The 16,415-nt window shown below is 65.6% G+C and carries 14 protein-coding genes; 4 read left to right on the top strand and 10 right to left on the bottom strand.

Annotated features, from left to right (window positions below; translation table 11 throughout):
- Nucleotides 1-131: 131 nt before the first annotated feature.
- Complete coding sequence (locus EOA23_RS02715) at nucleotides 132-1,937, top strand: ABC transporter ATP-binding protein (protein ID WP_127302818.1); 1,806 nt, start codon at nucleotides 132-134, stop codon at nucleotides 1,935-1,937.
- A gap of 4 nt (nucleotides 1,938-1,941) precedes the next feature.
- Here the strand turns inward: EOA23_RS02715 and EOA23_RS02710 are convergent, their stop codons facing one another.
- The 6 genes from EOA23_RS02710 to EOA23_RS02685 all read right to left on the bottom strand — a co-directional run bounded on the left by EOA23_RS02710 (nucleotide 1,942) and on the right by EOA23_RS02685 (nucleotide 8,634).
- Nucleotides 1,942-2,835, bottom strand: a complete 894-nt coding sequence (locus EOA23_RS02710) for a sugar phosphate isomerase/epimerase (RefSeq protein ID WP_127302817.1) — start codon at nucleotides 2,833-2,835, stop codon at nucleotides 1,942-1,944.
- Nucleotides 2,836-2,905: 70 nt separating this feature from the next.
- On the bottom strand, nucleotides 2,906-3,844 hold the full coding sequence (locus EOA23_RS02705) for an ABC transporter substrate-binding protein (protein WP_126063059.1): 939 nt from the start codon (nucleotides 3,842-3,844) through the stop codon (nucleotides 2,906-2,908).
- A gap of 83 nt (nucleotides 3,845-3,927) precedes the next feature.
- Nucleotides 3,928-4,926 (bottom strand): ribose ABC transporter permease, encoded by a 999-nt coding sequence (locus EOA23_RS02700; RefSeq protein ID WP_126063060.1) that lies wholly within the window; start codon nucleotides 4,924-4,926, stop codon nucleotides 3,928-3,930.
- Entirely contained in the window at nucleotides 4,923-6,479 is a 1,557-nt protein-coding gene (locus EOA23_RS02695) for a sugar ABC transporter ATP-binding protein (RefSeq protein WP_127302816.1), read from the bottom strand. Before EOA23_RS02695 ends, EOA23_RS02700 begins: the two co-directional genes overlap by 4 nt.
- A complete protein-coding gene (locus EOA23_RS02690) occupies nucleotides 6,476-7,855 on the bottom strand; it encodes a carbohydrate kinase (protein ID WP_127302815.1) in 1,380 nt (459 codons plus the stop codon). Before EOA23_RS02690 ends, EOA23_RS02695 begins: the two co-directional genes overlap by 4 nt.
- Nucleotides 7,852-8,634, bottom strand: a complete 783-nt coding sequence (locus tag EOA23_RS02685; protein ID WP_127302814.1) for a DeoR/GlpR family DNA-binding transcription regulator — start codon at nucleotides 8,632-8,634, stop codon at nucleotides 7,852-7,854. The genes EOA23_RS02690 and EOA23_RS02685 overlap by 4 nt, the downstream gene beginning before the upstream one ends.
- A gap of 193 nt (nucleotides 8,635-8,827) precedes the next feature.
- Between EOA23_RS02685 and EOA23_RS02680 the strand changes: the two genes are divergently transcribed.
- Genes EOA23_RS02680 through EOA23_RS02670 form a run of 3 tightly spaced genes read left to right on the top strand, consistent with a single transcriptional unit; the run spans nucleotide 8,828 to nucleotide 11,995 of the window.
- Nucleotides 8,828-9,868, top strand: a complete 1,041-nt coding sequence (locus tag EOA23_RS02680; protein WP_126063064.1) for a class II aldolase/adducin family protein — start codon at nucleotides 8,828-8,830, stop codon at nucleotides 9,866-9,868.
- A gap of 4 nt (nucleotides 9,869-9,872) precedes the next feature.
- On the top strand, nucleotides 9,873-11,147 hold the full coding sequence (locus tag EOA23_RS02675) for an FGGY-family carbohydrate kinase (RefSeq protein ID WP_126063065.1): 1,275 nt from the start codon (nucleotides 9,873-9,875) through the stop codon (nucleotides 11,145-11,147).
- Nucleotides 11,144-11,995 (top strand): TIGR01459 family HAD-type hydrolase, encoded by an 852-nt coding sequence (locus EOA23_RS02670; protein WP_127302813.1) that lies wholly within the window; start codon nucleotides 11,144-11,146, stop codon nucleotides 11,993-11,995. Before EOA23_RS02675 ends, EOA23_RS02670 begins: the two co-directional genes overlap by 4 nt.
- On the opposite strand, the gene ugpC is transcribed toward EOA23_RS02670, so the two are convergent.
- The 4 genes from ugpC to EOA23_RS02650 form a co-directional block, all read right to left on the bottom strand.
- The gene (ugpC, locus tag EOA23_RS02665; protein WP_127302812.1) at nucleotides 11,996-13,063 is read right to left on the bottom strand and encodes a sn-glycerol-3-phosphate ABC transporter ATP-binding protein UgpC; all 1,068 of its coding nucleotides are present in this window, start codon (nucleotides 13,061-13,063) and stop codon (nucleotides 11,996-11,998) included.
- 3 nt (nucleotides 13,064-13,066) lie between these two features.
- On the bottom strand, nucleotides 13,067-13,915 hold the full coding sequence (locus EOA23_RS02660; RefSeq protein WP_126063068.1) for a carbohydrate ABC transporter permease: 849 nt from the start codon (nucleotides 13,913-13,915) through the stop codon (nucleotides 13,067-13,069).
- Nucleotides 13,915-14,838 (bottom strand): sugar ABC transporter permease, encoded by a 924-nt coding sequence (locus EOA23_RS02655; protein ID WP_127302811.1) that lies wholly within the window; start codon nucleotides 14,836-14,838, stop codon nucleotides 13,915-13,917. The genes EOA23_RS02660 and EOA23_RS02655 overlap by 1 nt, the downstream gene beginning before the upstream one ends.
- 276 nt (nucleotides 14,839-15,114) lie before the next feature.
- Nucleotides 15,115-16,392 (bottom strand): sugar ABC transporter substrate-binding protein, encoded by a 1,278-nt coding sequence (locus tag EOA23_RS02650; protein ID WP_127302810.1) that lies wholly within the window; start codon nucleotides 16,390-16,392, stop codon nucleotides 15,115-15,117.
- Between the last annotated feature and the right edge of the window lie 23 nt (nucleotides 16,393-16,415).

Below are 16,415 nucleotides of genomic sequence, written 5' to 3'. Positions count from 1 at the left end.
GATCTCCAATTTGCAAAAGGCTAGATTGCGCTTGGGCTTTATTCGAGTAATTTTATAGAGGTAATGTACTATGCAAGCGGAAGCGATTGCCCTTGATTAGGGCACCGGCAGAAAGCGATTTCGAGGTCTTGATGTCCCCTTCGGTGCTGAATGTGGAAAAACTTTCCATCGCCTATGGCGGGAAAAGAGGATGGCAATCCGCCGTCAATGGCGTGTCGCTCACAATAGGCCAGGGCGAAGCGTTGGGACTGGTCGGCGAATCCGGCTCGGGCAAGAGTTCGGTGGCCATGGCGATCCTGCGCTACCTGCCCGGCAATGCGCGCCTGGAGGCCTCGGCGATCGAGTTCCAGGGCCGGGAAATCCGCGGGCTTTCCGGCGAAGAACTGCGTGGCCTAAGGGGCGATCGTATCGCCGCCGTCTACCAGCATCCGGGCGCGGCGCTCAGTCCGGCCATGACGATCGGCCGGCAGATCGGTGAGACGATCATGCGCCATCGCCCGGTGCGCCACGAGGAGGCGCGCTGGCGTTCGGCCGAGTTGCTCAAACGCGTGCGGGTCGCCAATCCGGAGCGGGTGCTCGATCTTTATCCGCATGAGCTCTCCGGCGGCATGCAGCAGCGCGCCAATATCGCCATCGCCATCGCGCTCGACCCGACGCTGCTGGTGCTGGACGAGCCGACCACGGCGCTCGACGCCAGCGTGCAGTCGGAAGTCATCGCCATCCTCGACGATTTGCGCCGCGACCACAAAACCAGCATTCTTCTCATCAGCCACGACATCAACCTGATCCGCCGTTCCTGCGACCGCGTCGCGGTGATGCAGTCAGGCACCGTGGTCGAGAGCGGCGGCGCCGCGGATGTCTTCGAGAATCCGGCCCATGCCTATACCAACGCGCTGATCGCCTCGATCCCGGCGCTCAATTTCACCAAGCGCGACGGGCGGCTGGCCGAGACTGGCACGACCATTCGCGATCGCCCCAAGGCGACCGTTAACGGTCTCGATCAAAGAGACGGGCAGACCGCCATCGCCTGCAAGGAGATCAGTCATTCCTTCGGCGACCAGGCGGTGCTGCACAAGGTCGACCTCCGCATCGAGCAGGGCGAGACCTTTGGCCTGATCGGCGAATCCGGCTCCGGCAAATCGACCCTGGCGCGGATCGTCACTGGGCTGCAGACGCCCACCGAAGGATCGGTCGAGCTGTTCGGCAGGACGGTGGCCCCCCGCGCCGAGAGGCGGGCGCCAGGCGAACGGCGCGACGTGCAGATGGTCTTCCAGTCGCCCGACCGCACGCTCAATCCGCGCCACCGGATCGGGCGGATCATCAGCCGGCCGCTGCGGCGGCTTGCCGGGCTTGGCCGGAGCGATGCGAAAAACCGCGTTGCCGAGCTTCTCCGCTCCGTCCGGCTGGCGGACACAACCGCGGAACAGAAGCCACGCTCGCTGTCCGGCGGCCAGCGGCAGAGGGCGGCGATCGCTCGCGCCTTCGCCGGCGCGCCGAAAGTGGTGGTGCTGGACGAGCCGACCTCGGCGCTCGACGTCTCCGTGCAGGCGACGGTGCTCAACCTGCTCAACGATCTGCAGCGCGACAGGAACACGACGTACCTGTTCATCAGCCACGATCTCAGGGTGGTGCGTTACATGGCCGACAGGATCGGCGTGCTCTATCGCGGTCGGCTGGTCGAGACCGGCACGTCCGAACAGGTATTTGGCGGGCCCAACCACCCCTACACGAAGCAGCTTCTGGCAGCGTCTTCGGATGAGTCACCTGCGGTCTCCGTCCAGGCGGAGATTACGGCCGAAATCAATTCGAACAGCGGGTGCGCATTCGCCGGCCGCTGTCCGTTGGCGCAGCCCGGTTGCCTGAAAGCGGAACCGCCCGCCACCGATGCGGGCGACGGCCATCTGATCGCCTGCTGGCGGCGCGGCGAATTGTCCTGAAGCTTCAGGGCCGCTGCGAAGCCGAGACGAGATCGGCCTTGCGCCGCGCCGTCTCCAGGCCGACCGCGATGAAGCGGCGCGCATGGCGGGCGAGCTCCATATTGTCGGTCCACAGATTGCGCCAGATCGCCGTCTTCCGCGACAGGTTCTCGTCGACGATCTCCGAGGAGAAGGACTCGAAGCTGAGGTCGTCGCTGTAGCCGATCGCCGTCAGCGCATCGAAGATCGCGGCGAAGTCGATGCTGCCGGTGCCGAGGAAGCCGCGATGGCTCTCGCCGATATGGACATAGCCGATCTTCTTCGCGGCGTGGCGGATGGCCAGCCCGACATCGGCCTCCTCGATGTTCATATGGAAAGTGTCGAGATGCAGGAAGATGTTGTCGGAGCCGGTGTCCTCGATGAAGGCCAGTCCTTGCGCGGCGGTGTTGAGCAGGTTGCTCTCGAAGCGGTTGACGATTTCGAGATTGAGCGTGACCCCGGCAGCCTTGGCGCTCTCGGCAACCTTGGCAAGTGTCCCGGCGCTGCGGTTCCACTGGTCGCGCGTCGGTGCTTCGGTCTGCAAACCGTGACTGGTCGAGAGGATGCCGCCGACCTTTTGACCGCCGAGGTCGCGCGTGAGGGCGACAGTGCGGTTCAGGATCTCGACGCCGCGCGCGGCGACCGCCTTGTCGGGGCTGGAGATATCGCCATCGGCCGGCAGGCCGATGCTGATCGCAACGCCAAGGCCGAGATCGGCGATGCTCTTGGCGAGCCTGCCGATATCGACATCGGCCGGATCGAGATAGGAGAACTCGATCAAGTCGAAGCCGGCTTCCTTGGTGTTGGCGAGCGTGCGTTCGAGATCCGCCTGCGCCGAGCTCGCAGACCAGACGAAAGAATGGATTCCAATGCGCGACATGATCATCTCCGTCCGATGAATGAGGCGCGGCCGGACCGATCCGGCCGCGCCAGCCTTGGGAGCAGGCTTTTTAGCGGGCCGCCGTCCAGCCCTTGTAGTCCTTCAGGTTCTCGGCGGTGATCAGCTTCGGATCGAGCAGCACGGTCGGCTCGGCCGGCTTCTTGCCGGCAAGCACATCCGCCGCCATCGTCAGCGACTGGCCGGCCATGACATAGGGATCCTGCGAGGCGGAAGCCTTGATCATCGAGGTGCCGGAGGCGAACTCCTTCTCGATGTCGGGGGCGCCGTCGACCGCGGTGATGATGAATTCCGAGCGATTGAGCTGCTTGGCGGCGAGCTGCGCGCCGATCGCCGTCGGATCGTTGATGGCGAACACCGCGTCGATCTTGTCGAAGCGGGTGAGCAGCGACTGGAACACTTTCAGGCCGCCGTCGCGCGAGCCTTCGGCGTTCTGGTCGTCGGACAGGACCTTGATGTCGGCATGCTGCGCAAGCACGTTCTTGCAGCCCTTGACCCGCTCCAGGATCGACGACGAGGCCGGGCCGTTGAGAATGACGTAGTTGCCTTTGCCGCCGGTGTGGTCGACCAGATACTGGCAGGCTTCCTCGCCGGCCTTGACGTTGTTGGTCATCACGGTGACGTCGGCGCCCGGCGCCGAAACGTCGAAGGCGGCGACGACGATGCCGGCCGCCTGCGCCTTCTTGACCGCGGGCGCGATCGCCTTGGCGTCGACGGCGTTGAGCATGATGACGTCGACGCCGGCGGCGATGAAGGAATCGATCTGCGAGACCTGCTTGTTGAGGTCGTAGTCTGCCGAGACGGACGTTACCTCGACCTTCGGATTGATCTTTTTGGCCGCGTCCTCGATGCCCTTGATGGTGGCGACGAAGAAGGGGTTGCCGAGCAGGCCGACCGAGATGCCGACCTTGTTGAGGTCCTTGGCCGATGCCGGCGCGATGGCGAGGGCCGCGAGAGCCGCGCCGCAGAGAAGTTTGGCGATGGTCTTCATTTACTTGCTTCCTCCGATTGCTCCGCGCCTCTCACGGTGCGTTACACACAATCCGGCTCATCTTGGCCGGCGACCAAGGTCAATCACGTTCTTGCTCCGGCCTGGAGCCGGTAACGGTCGAGGGCGACCGCCACGATGATGACCAAACCCTTGATGATGTACTGCCAGATGTCCGAGACACCGGCCAAAATGAGCCCGTTGGAAAGCACGGCGATGATCAGCCCGCCGATCAGCGTGCCCCAGATCGAGCCGACGCCGCCAACGAAGCTGGTGCCGCCGAGAATGACGGCGGCGATGGCATCGAGCTCGTAGGACTGGCCGAGCTGCAGGCCATTGGCGGCGTAGAGCCTGGCGGCCGACATGACGCCGCCCAGACCAGCGAGCAGGCCCGACACGCCATAGACGAAGAGCAGCACCAGCGGCACCTTGATGCCGGTGAGGCGCGCCGCCTCGGCATTGCCGCCCACGGCATAGATCCAGGTGCCGAGCACGGTGCGCTTGAGCACCAGCCAGGACAGCACCACCACCGTCAGCGCGATGATGACGAGCCACGGAATGCCGAACAGCGAACCATTGCCGATGAAGTCGAAAGGCAGGTCGGAATTGAACACCGTCGTGTCCTCGCCGAGCAGGCGGGCGACGCCGCGCACGGCGGTGAGCGAGCCCAGCGTGACGATGAAGGGCGGCAGCTTGATATAGGCGACAAGCAGCCCGTTGATGACGCCGAAGCCGAGGCCGAGCAGGATGGCGGCCGGAATGCCGAGCATGCCCCAGTCCGGCACCAGCGACACCAGCACCGCGACCATCGCCGAGGCGGCGAGGATCGAGCCGACGGAGAGGTCGATGCCGCCGGTGAGGATGACGAAAGTCATGCCGGCGGCGAGCACGATATTGATCGACGACTGCTGGCTGACGATGAGCAGGTTGGTGCCGGTAAGGAAGCGCGGGTTGATGAACTGGAAGCCGACGGCAAGCAGCACCAGAACCGGCAGCATGCCGAGCGCGGCGAAGGCCGTGCGCAGCCGCCGGCTCCTGACCACTGCCTGATCCGCCGCTTTCGCCACTGTTGAGCTGTCGGTCATCTTGTCGGTCCTTCCTGGGCCGCTCCCGTCGCAAGTTCCATGATCTCTTCCTGACGCAGCGGCCTGCCCTCCGACGCCGTCACCTCGCCGGCGATGGCGCCGTCGCGCATCACCAGCACGCGGTCGGCCACGCCGATCACTTCGGGCAGCTCGCTGGAGATCATCAGGATGGCGATGCCCCTGCCGGCAAGGCTGTCGATCAGCCGGTAGATCTCCGACTTGGCGCCGACGTCGACGCCGCGCGTCGGCTCGTCGAGGATGACGACCTTGGGCTCGGTCTCCAGCAGGCGGGCAAGCAGCACCTTCTGCTGGTTGCCGCCCGACAGCGAGCCGGCATTGGCCTGCGCCGAGCGCGTGCGGATCGAGAGGTCCGCAATAGCCTTTGCCGCGCGCCTGTCGGCGGCGGTGAAATCGCGAAAACCGCCGGCGCGCGCGTCCTTCGCAAGCACGCCCATATTGATGTTGTCCGCAATCGACATGTCGAGGAACAGGCCGAGCTCCTTGCGGTCCTCGGTGAGGTAGGCAATGCCGGCCTCCAGCGCCTCGCGCGGCGAAGCAATGGCAATCGGCTTGCCGTCGAGTTCCAACTCGCCCGCACTGCGGCGGTCGGCGCCGAAGATCAACCGGGCAAGCTCGGTGCGGCCGGAACCGACCAGCCCCGCCAGCGCCAGGACTTCGCCGTGGTGAAGATCGAACGAGCAGTCCTTCAGCAATCCGCCGTCCGACATGCCGCGCACCGACAGCGCCACACGGCGCTGGCTGTCCGGCGGCCGGTGATCCTTCTTGTAGAAGGCCGAGAGATCGCGGCCGACCATCATCGAGACCAGGCGCGAGGCGTTGAGGTCGGCGCGCTCGAGGGTGCCGACATAGCCGCTGTCGCGCAATACGCTGACCCGATCGGCGAGCTGATAGACCTCTTCCATGCGATGGCTGATGTAGATGATGGCGATGCCCTGCGCCTTCAGCGTCGCGATCACCTCGAACAGGCGGTCGGTTTCGCGCGAGGTCAGCGAGGTGGTCGGCTCGTCCATGACGATGATGCGGGCGCTGGTCGACAGCGCGCGGGCGATCTCGACCAGCTGGCGCTCGCCGAGCGACAGGCTGGAGACCAGGGCGCGCGCCGAAAAGGAAACGCCGAGCCGCTCGACGATTTCCCTGGCGCGGCGATTGCACTGGTCGCGATCGACGATGCCGAACCTGCGCGGCTCGTTGCCGAGGAAGATGTTCTGCGCCACCGTCAGGTTCGGCGCCAGCGACAGCTCCTGGTAGATGACGGCGATGCCCTGGGCGCGGGCCTTGATCGGATCGCCGGTGGCGACCGACGTGCCGTCGATCAGGATCTCGCCGCCGGCATCCGGCCGATAGGCGCCGGACAGCACCTTCATCAGCGTCGATTTGCCGGCGCCGTTCTCGCCCATCAGCGCATGCAGCTCACCGGCATTGACGGTGAGCGATACGTCCTGCAGGGCGCGGACGGGACCGAAGGTCTTGGAGATGTGGCGCATCTCCAGCACCGGCCTTTGCGGTGCCTCGACATGGGCGGCGGCGCTCATTGCGCAGCTCCTGCCGCCGCGCGGGCTATGTGGCGTCCGGCAATGAGGCCGCGCCAGTCGTCGCGGTAGCGGTCCAGACCCTTGAAGTCCGCGGCGCGTACCGGCTCCGGAGTCTCGGCGGCGAACTCGCGGCCAACGCTCTCGAAGGCAAGCGCCGCGGCGCCCGTGGCGCTGCCTTCCAGCGTGGCGCCCTGCCTGAAGGGCTGGCCCGGCCGTAACGCGGCCAGCAGGGCGGCGAGCAGACCGCCGGTATTCAGCCCGCCATCGACGATGACGGTGTTGCTTGAACGGATCAGATCGAGCGACAGATCGATCATCAATGCCACATAGAGCAATGCCACGGCTGCGCGCTCCTCGGCATCGGAAACCGGTCCGACGATTTCGCCCGTCCGGCCCGACAGCGGTCCGCCCGGGGCAAAGCTCGGCACGGCCATAGTGCCGGCCTCGATCGCCCGCTGTATTGAGGCGGGCGCGATCACGCCCTGCCAATCGCCGCTGATCACGGCGAATTCACGCCCGCCCATGAAGCGAATGGTCGGCACCGGGCCGCCATCGACATCGACATTGACCAGCATGTCGCGTTCGCGGTCGAGCGCCTCGAGCGGGCAGTCCGGGTTGAGCACGATCACCCAGGTGCCCGTCGACACCACAGTGACTGGTCCGAGATCCTGCCGCCGATAGGCGTGAAGCGCGGCGTTGCTGTCATGGACGCCGTTGTGAATAGCGACCGGCTTGCCGGCCCGGCCAAAGCGCCGCTCGCCGGTCACGGCGCCGGCGCGCGCGAAGGCGGGCATTTGACCACGCCAGCCCTCGGCGTCGACCAGCGAGGAGAAGTCGCGCTTGCGCGGCGCCCACAGATGCGAGTGGCAGCCGAGATAGGAGACCTCCGAAACGGCGCGCCCGCCGAAGCGCCAGCTCCAATATTGCGGATAGCCGAGGATCGCCTTCGCCGCCGAGAAGGCGCCGGGCTCCACTTCCTTCAGCCACAGCATGTGGCGGCCATAGTTGAAGCCGAGCGGCAGGCGCGGCGAGAAGGTCTCGGCGAAATCGGGAATGCGGCGATCGATCCGCGCGGCGATATCGGCCGGCGGCTCCTGCTCATAGTCGAGGATCGGATGCGTCAGCGCCGTATCGTCGACCAGCGCGAAGGTGCAGCCATGGCCGGACACCATCAGACCTCCGATGCCGTGGGCATCGGCGGCTTCGTCGACGGCGTCCAGCGCCCAGTCATGCAGGGCCGCTTCGTCAAGCACACTGAGGCTGCCCTTACGTATCCAGTCAGGTTTCGTGCGCCGTTCGTCGACGATGCGCCCGTCCTGCCCGAAGACGAACAGCTTCGAGTTGGTCTTGCCGAAATCGAGCACCGCCATCTTCACTGGACGGCTCCCGAAGTCGAGGCGATACGCACGGTGACGCCGGCATCTTCCAGCATGCGCGCGTCGGCGTCGGAAAGGCCGTCATCGGTCACCAACGTGCCGATGCGCGACAGCGGCAGCGCGACGTTGCGGGCATGGATCGACAGCTTGCGGCTGTCGGCCAGCACCACGATCTGGTCGGCGCAGAGACTGAGGTCGACGATCGAGCGCACCAGCAGCGGATGAGATTCCAGCACGCCCTCATGGCCCAGCCCCTGCGCGCCGAGAAAGAACTTCGAGGCATAGAAGGGCGTGGCCTGGGTGAGCGAATGGATGATGCCGGGCTCGCGGTGCAGATCGCCGCCGGCGATGGTCAGGCTGCAGTGGCCATGGTCGCTGAGATAGGCGGCGAGCGGCATGGAATTGGTGAAGAGGCGGATGTTGCGGTCGGCGAGCCTGACGCCGAGATGGAAGCAGGTCGAGCCGCCATGGACGATGACCGCATCGCCGTCGCGCACCATGGTGGCGGCGACAGCGGCGATCTGCCGTTTGGCATCGACCGCCAGATCTCGGTTCTCGTCATACGGCCTGGCATAGGCGATGCCGGCTTGCGAGGCGCCGTCGAGCGCCGAGATGCCGCCATAGACCTTCCTGGCCTCGCCAGCCTCGTCGATCTTGTCGATGTCGCGCCTGACCGTCGCGGCCGAGACGCCGAGCCGCTCCTGCAGCTCGCGCACCGAGGCGAACGGCCGGTCCCGCAATAGCTCGACGATCTGACGCTGGCGGCCGGAGTCGCTCAATTTTTTCCTCCCGACAATGCCATTTGCACGGCAATTGGTGCAACTTACTCAACATCGGACGGATTGCAAGCCAGTTTTGATGATAGTAGATCACAGTTGACGTAGATCGCTCGCATCTGCGATATCATCACCCATCACTCTCCCGTGACGGGAGATCGTGCGAGACCGACCGAGCCGTTGGAGGAAGATCGCCATGGCGACCACAGTTGATGCGCAGGAGCTGGCTGCCTTGCGGGCGCTTTCGGCCGCCATCGGCGCCGATCCGCACCTGACCCAGGCAGCCGGCGGCAACACATCGCTGAAGGCAGGCGACACACTGTGGATCAAGGCCTCCGGCACATGGCTGAAGGACGCGCTGACCGACGACATCATGGTGCCGGTGGCGATGGGTCCGCTCATCGAGGCGGTGGAACGACGCGATCCGAGCGCCGACAAGCCGCAGGCCTTCGCCATCGATGCCCTCAATCCGCGCGGCCTGCGGCCATCGATCGAGACCACCGTGCATGCGCTGATGCCGCAACGGGTCGTGCTGCATGTCCACTGCGTCGAGACGATCTCACTTGCCGTCCAGGCCGATTGCGAGGCCGAGGCCGGGCGGCGTCTTCAGGGGATTGCGTGGGCGTATGTCCCCTATCGCCGGCCGGGCCTGCCGCTTGCCCAGGGCATTGCCGAACGCCTCCGGCCGGGGGTCGACGTGCTGATCCTCGGCAATCACGGCCTGGTCGTCGCGGCGGAGACGGTGGCCGAGGCGGAGCGTCTGCTGCATCGGGTAAGATCGCTCCTGGCCCGCCCGGCGCGACAGACAGCAGCCCCGGATATCGCGGCGCTGACGGCGCTTGCCGGCGCCAGCGGCTACCGATTGCCGGCGGATGTCGAGGCGCATGCGGTGGCGCTCGACCCGGACAGCTGCCGCATCGCAGAAGCCGGCAGCCTCTATCCGGACCACGTCATCTTTCTTGGCCGGGGCTCCGTCGTGGCAAGGTCCGGCGAGCAGGTCGCCGACGTCGCCGCTCGGCTGAGCACGAATCCCGTCGCGGTGCTCTTTCCCGGCGCCGGCGTGCTGATGCGCGGCGACGCCAGCTCCGGCGCTGACGCCATGCAGCGCTGCCTCGCCGACGTGACCGCGCGCATCGACATCACGGCGCGATTGAACTATCTCACCGCCGCCGAGAATGACGAGCTGGTCAACTGGGATGCCGAGCAGTATCGCCAGAAACTCAACGCCGCGGGTTAGGTGAATGGTGCCGCTCGCAGTAGGCATCGACATCGGCACGTCCGGGTCGCGTGCCGTTGCGATGCGTCCGGACTTCTCCATCGCCGCGAGCGCCGCCGCGCCGCTCGATCGCTTCGGCGCGAACGGCCGCGATCCTGCCGTCTGGTGGGCCGCGGTCGAGGCGACGCTACGGGAACTCTTCTCACAAATCGACCGCGGAGCGGTGCGGACAATCGCCGTGGACGGCACGTCCGGCACCTTGCTGCCGATCGACAGCGCCGGCCGGCCGCTGGCCGAGCCGCTGATGTACAACGACAAGGTTCCCGATGCGGCCATCCTCGCCGCGATCGGCGGCGCGGCGCCGGAAGCAAGCGCCGCGCATGGGGCGACATCCGGTCTCGCCAAGACGCTCTGGTTCCAGCGCCTGCCAGACATCCATGCCGTGCTGCACCAGGCCGACTGGATCGCCGGACAATTGTCCGGCCGCTTCGACGTCAGCGACGAGAACAACGGCCTGAAGACCGGCTACGACGCCGAGGCGCGCCGCTGGCCGGGATGGATCGCGGCGACCGGCATGCGCATGGAGCTTCTTCCTGCCGTTGTCAGGCCGGGCAGCGTAACCGGCAGGCTTACGGCAGCCGCCGCCGGCCTGTTTGGCCTGCCGCGCGACGTCGCCGTCGTTGCCGGCACCACGGATGGCTGTGCCTCGTTCCTGGCAACGGGCGCGGTGGCCGCCGGCGACGGCGTGACCGCGCTCGGATCGTCGCTGACCATCAAGATCCTGTCCGACCGGCCGATCTTTGCACCGCGCTATGGCATCTATAGCCACCGGCTCGGCGACGCCTGGCTGGCGGGCGGCGCATCGAACACCGGTGGCAAGGTGCTCGCGCAGCATTTTTCGCTTGCCCGCATCATCGAGCTCAGCGCGGCGATCGATCCCGCGACGGAGACCGGCCTCGATTATTATCCGCTCGGCTCGCCCGGCGAGCGCTTTCCCATTGCCGATCCGGCGCTGCAGCCGCGGCTCCTGCCCCGGCCGCGATCCGACGCCGACTATCTGAAGGCGATGCTGGAAGGGATCGCGGCCGTCGAGGCGCTCGGCTACCGGAGGCTTGCCGAACTCGGCGCACCCCGGCTGACATCGGTGCGCAGCGTCGGCGGCGGCGCCGCCAATGCCGCCTGGACCGCGATCCGGCAACGAAAGCTCGGCGTCGAATTCCGGGCCGCTCTGTCCGACGAGGCAGCCGCGGGCACGGCACGGCTGGCGCTCAAGGGCGCAAGCGAAGCGGGGCTGCTGTGATCGAGAAACATGCCGAGCATCTCGACGGGATCGCAGCGCTCGCGGAGCGCTACGACGTGTTCCTGCTCGACCAGTTCGGCGTGCTGCATGACGGGCAGCGGCCTTACCCTGGCGCGGTCGAAGCCCTGTCGGCGCTAAAGCGGGCCGGCGAAACGGTGGCGCTGATCTCGAACTCCGGCAAGCGGGCGGAGCCCAATGAGAGGCGGCTGCTTAAGCTTGGTTTCGAGGCGGGAAGCTGGGACCATTTCGTCTCATCCGGCGAGGTGGCCTGGCGCATTTTCACGGACATGGCGCGCGAAGGCACGCTTCCGGCCGGCACAAGATGCCTGCTGATCAGCCGCGACAGCGACCGCTCGGCGATCGAGGGCCTGCCGCTTGTTTTGACCGAGCGCGGCGACGACGCCGAACTGGTGCTGATCGCGGCCAGCGAAGGCGACCGCTACGACCTCGATCACTACCGCGGGCTTCTCGGCCCGGCAGCGGCGCGGCAGGTGCCGTGCTTCTGCACCAACCCGGATCGGATCATGCTGACCGCGGTCGGACCGCGCTTCGGCGCCGGCGAAATCGCCGACCTTTACGAACGTCTCGGCGGCAGCGTCACCCGTATCGGCAAGCCCTTCCCGGCGATCTACGAAGCGGCGCTGGCGCTGGCAGGAAATCCAGCGCGCGGCGACGTGGTCTGTGTCGGCGACAGTGTCGAGCACGATATCGCCGGCGGACAAGCCGCCGGCGTGGCGACCGCGCTGGTTCTATCCGGGATATTGGCCGACAGCGGCGACCTTGCCGGACTTTTCGACGAGTTGGACGCGCATCCGGATTACATGCTGGACGCGTTCCGGTGGCGCTGACTATTCGATCCTGCTGCCGCTCGCCGGGTCGAAGAGATGCAGCGCCGCGGGATCGGCGGCCAGCCGAATCGTGTCGCCGGGCCTGACATCGCTGCGGCCCATGACGAACACGCAGATCTGCTGGTTGGCCAGCCTGACATAGAACTGTGTCGACAGGCCGAGCGGCTCGACTACTTCGACCTCGGCTTTGAGCGCACCATCGTCGACCAGCTTGATGTGCTCCGGCCGCAGACCGATGGTGAGAGCGTCGCCGTCCTTAAGCGGCAGACCATCCGGCAGCCGAAGCTTCTGGCCGTCGGCGAACACGGCATCGACCTTGCCGCCCTTGGCGACCTTAGCCGGCAAGAAATTCATGCCGGGCGAGCCGATGAAGCCGGCGACGAAGGTGTTGGCCGGCCGGTCGTAAAGCTCGAGCGGGCGGCCGACCTGCTGCACATATCCGTCATGCATGACGACGATGCGGTCGGCCATGGTCATCGCCTCGACCTGGTCGTGCGTGACATAGACGGACGTGGTCTTAAGCTGCTGGTGCAGCGCCTTGATCTCGGCGCGCATATGGACGCGCAGCTTGGCGTCGAGGTTGGAAAGCGGCTCGTCGAACAGGAACACCTTCGGATCGCGCACGATGGCGCGGCCCATGGCGACGCGCTGGCGCTGGCCGCCGGAGAGCTGGCGCGGCAGGCGGCCGAGATAGGCGTCGAGGCCGAGCCGCTTGGCGGCGGCGCCCACCCTGCCCTCGATCGTCGTCTTCTCGGCCTTCTTCAGCATCAGGCTGAAGCCCATGTTCGACGAGACATCCATATGCGGATAGAGCGCGTAGGACTGGAACACCATGGCGATGTCGCGGTCCTTCGGCGCGACATCGTTGACCAGCCGCTCGCCGATATGGATCTCGCCGCCGGTGACCTCTTCGAGGCCGGCGATCATGCGCAGCAGCGTGGACTTGCCGCAGCCGGACGGGCCGACCAGCACGACGAACTCGCCGTCGGCGATCTCCAGATCGACGCCGTGCAGGATGCGCAGCGAGCCGTAATCCTTCTCGACATGTTGCAGCGTTACGGATGCCATCTTTTATCCTTTGACCGCGCCGGCGGTGAGGCCGGTGACGAGATAGCGTTGCAGGAAGGCGAAGAAGACGCAGACCGGGATCAGCGCCAGGATGGAGGCCGCCATCATCTGCCCCCAGTCGACGGCGAATTTGCCGATGAAGGTGAGCAGACCGACGGCGAAGGTCTTCTGCTCGTCGCTGGAGATCAGCATCAGCGCGAACAGCAATTCGCTCCAGGCGGCGGTGAAGACGAAGCCGAGCGTGGCGCCCATGCCGGGCAAGGTCAGCGGCACGATCACCCGGCGCATCGCTTGGGCGCGGGTGCAGCCGTCGATCATCGCCGCTTCCTCGAGGTCCTTCGGGATGCCGTCGAAGAAGGACTGCATCAAGAAGGTGGCGAAGGCCGTGTTGAAGGCCGTGTAGATGATGATCAGGCCGATCAGGCTGTTGGTGAGTCCGAGATCGCCCATGATGCGGTAGATCGGCGGGATGACCATGACCAGCGGGAAGGTCTGGGTGAGCAGCAACAGGATCGCCAAAGTCGCCTTGCCGCGGAAGGTGAAGCGCGACATGGCGTAGCCGGCCAGCGTGGCGATCACCGTGACGAACGCCGCCGTCGACACCGAGACGATGACGCTGTTCAGGAAATAGCGCGGGAAGTCGGAGGCCTCGAGCACGGTGGCGAAGTTCTTGAGCGTGGTCTCAGACGGCCAGAAGGTGATGCCTTCGGAATAGAGCAGGCGCTCGGGCGTCACCGAGATCTTCAGCGTCCAGAAGATGGGGAACAGCGCGAAGATCACGTAAGCCGCGATGGCCGCGTAGAGGCCGATGCCGCCGAAGATGCGCGAGGAGGTGGAGCGACCGGCGATCATCAGACGTGCCTCACCAGCGTGCGGCGGATGGCGATCAGGCCGATGGCGTAGGCGATGAGCAGCACAAGGAGCAGCACCGCGACGGCCGAGGCATAGCCCTTGTCCAGCGACTTGAAGGCGCTGACGTAGATGTAGACCGGCACCGTGCTGGTGGAGCCCGCCGGCCCGCCCTCGGTCATGACGAAGATCAAATCGGCGAAGGTGGCGATCCAGATGGTGCGCAGCATGACAGTGATGACGATGGTGGGCGCCAGGAAGGGCAGCGTCACCTTGGTGAAGCGCTGCCAGGGCGAGGCACCGTCGATGGCCGCGGCCTCATGCAGTTCGGACGGGATCGACTTCAGCGCGGCGAGCAGCGTGATGGCAAAGAAGGGGATGCCGAACCAGATGTTGGCGACGATCGGCCCCCACATGGCGGTGGCGGGGTCGGAGAGCACGTTGGTCGGCTCGGCCTTGAGGCCGAGCGCGAACAGCCAGTGCGGCAGCGGCCCGATGATCGGGTTGAACAGCCACGCCCAGGTGAGGCCCGAGAGAAAAGACGGCACCGCCCAGGGCAGGAAGACGACAGCTTGCACGACCTTGCGGCCGTAGAAGGGCTTGTCGAGCAGCAGCGCCAGGCCCAGCCCAAGGAAGAACTGGAAGAACAGGCTGGCGACCGTCCACCACAGCGTATTGATCAGCGCCTGTCCAAGCACCTGGTCGGAAAACATCGCCTGGTACTGGGCAAGGCCGACATATTGCGACTTGAAGGCGGAGAATTTGCGGAAGGAATAGCTGATGCCGATGATCAGCGGCACCAGAAGCACCAGGACCAGCAGGACAATAGAAGGCGAAAGATAGAGCCATGGCTCGATCGCAGCCTTGCTCAGCCGCCTGTTGCGCGGCCGGGCGGCGGATCGGATTTCGGACACTGCGTAGGTCATGCGTTTTTGGCTCTACGGGGTGATAGGTGGATGCTGGCGTATGCGACAGCGCCCTTCTCCCCGTTCTACGGGGAGAAGATGCCGGCAGGCAGATGAGGGGCGGCGCCAGCTTTTCAGAACTCAGCGCTGCCCCTCATCCGTCACTTCGTGACACCTTCTCCCCGTAGAACGGGGAGAAGGAAAAGAGGCGCGAACCTAGAAATGCTGGCGCTGCCCCTCATCCGGCCCTATCGGGCCACCTTCTCCCCGTTGAACGGGGAGAAGGCGAAGACAGCGTCACTTCTTGTTCTTGGCCAGCCAGTCCTGTTGCTCCTTGGTCAGGAACTTGGCCCATTCGTCGGCCGCGTCTTTGGCCGGCTTCTGGCCGAGCAGCACTTCCTGGAAGTTCTTGATCGCCACCTGGTCGACGAAGTTGCCGAGATTTTCCAGATGCGTCGGCGGCGTCACCATTTCGTATTTGGAGCTGTCGCTGAGCTCGGTGAACCAGCCCTTGAACTGCTCGGTCTTGAAATGCGCGTCCTGGTCGGCGCCGTTGTGGATCGGGACGACGCCGACTTCCTTGGCCCATTCCAGATTGTCCTTCGGCGACAGCAGTGTGGCCATCAGCTTCCACGCCTCGTCCTTGTGCTGGGAATTGGCGAACATCGCCCAGCCGGCATAGCCCAGCGTCGGATAGGATTTGCCGCTCGGGCCCACCGGAAGCGGCGCGACGGCGAAGTCGTCGGCGCTCATCTTGTCGGCGATGCCGAGCAGCGCGTCGGGATCCTGGTTGAGCATGGCGCAGGTGCCGGAATAGAAACCGGTGACCGTCTCGTTGAAGCCCCAGCTGACGGCGTCCTTGGGCGCCAGGCCATTCTTGTACATATCGGCCAGCATCTGCAGGCCCTTGACCGAGCCTTCATCGTTGATAGTCGAGACACCGTCATCGGTGAAGTAGCCGCCCTTGCCGTCGGCAATGTTCATGAACATGTGCATGCCGTTGAAGGCGCCGGGACCGCCGCGCAGGCAGTAGCCATATTTGCCTGGGATGGCCGAGATCTTCTTGGAGAAGTCGACGAACTCGTCCAGCGTTGCCGGCGGCCGGTCGAGGCCGGCCTCCTTGAACAGCTTCTTGTTCCAGAACAGCGCGTTCACATAATAGCCGTAGGGAATCATGAACTGGGTGTTGTTGACGGTCGAGCCGAGCTGCTTGGCGCGGTCGCCCAGCGTCTTGGCGTCATCCCATTTGGCCATGTTGGGGCCGAGATCCTCGAGCTGGCCATTGTTGGCATAGAGACCCATCCAGCGTTCCGGCATCTCGACCACGTCGGGCGTGTCGCCGGCCTGCACCATGGTGAGGAATTTTTCGAAGGCCTGGCCCCAAGGCAGCGAGACCACCTCCACCTTGATGCCCGGATTGGCGCTCTCGAATTCGGCGATCTGCTTCTTCAGGAATTCGGTGCGCGGCGGGCTGGTGATGACCTCGACCAGCTTGATGGTGGTGTCGGCCAGCGCGCCGCTGGCGGAGATCGCCAGGCCGGCGACGGCGGCAAGCATGAAGGTCAGTCTTTTCATGTTCAGGACTCCCATTTTGTACA

The sequence above is a fragment of the Mesorhizobium sp. M2A.F.Ca.ET.042.01.1.1 genome, assembly GCF_003997405.1.
Classification (GTDB): Bacteria; Pseudomonadota; Alphaproteobacteria; order Rhizobiales; family Rhizobiaceae; genus Mesorhizobium.
Note: the sequence above shows the minus strand (reverse complement) of the source record. Positions and strands in the feature narration are given on the sequence as shown.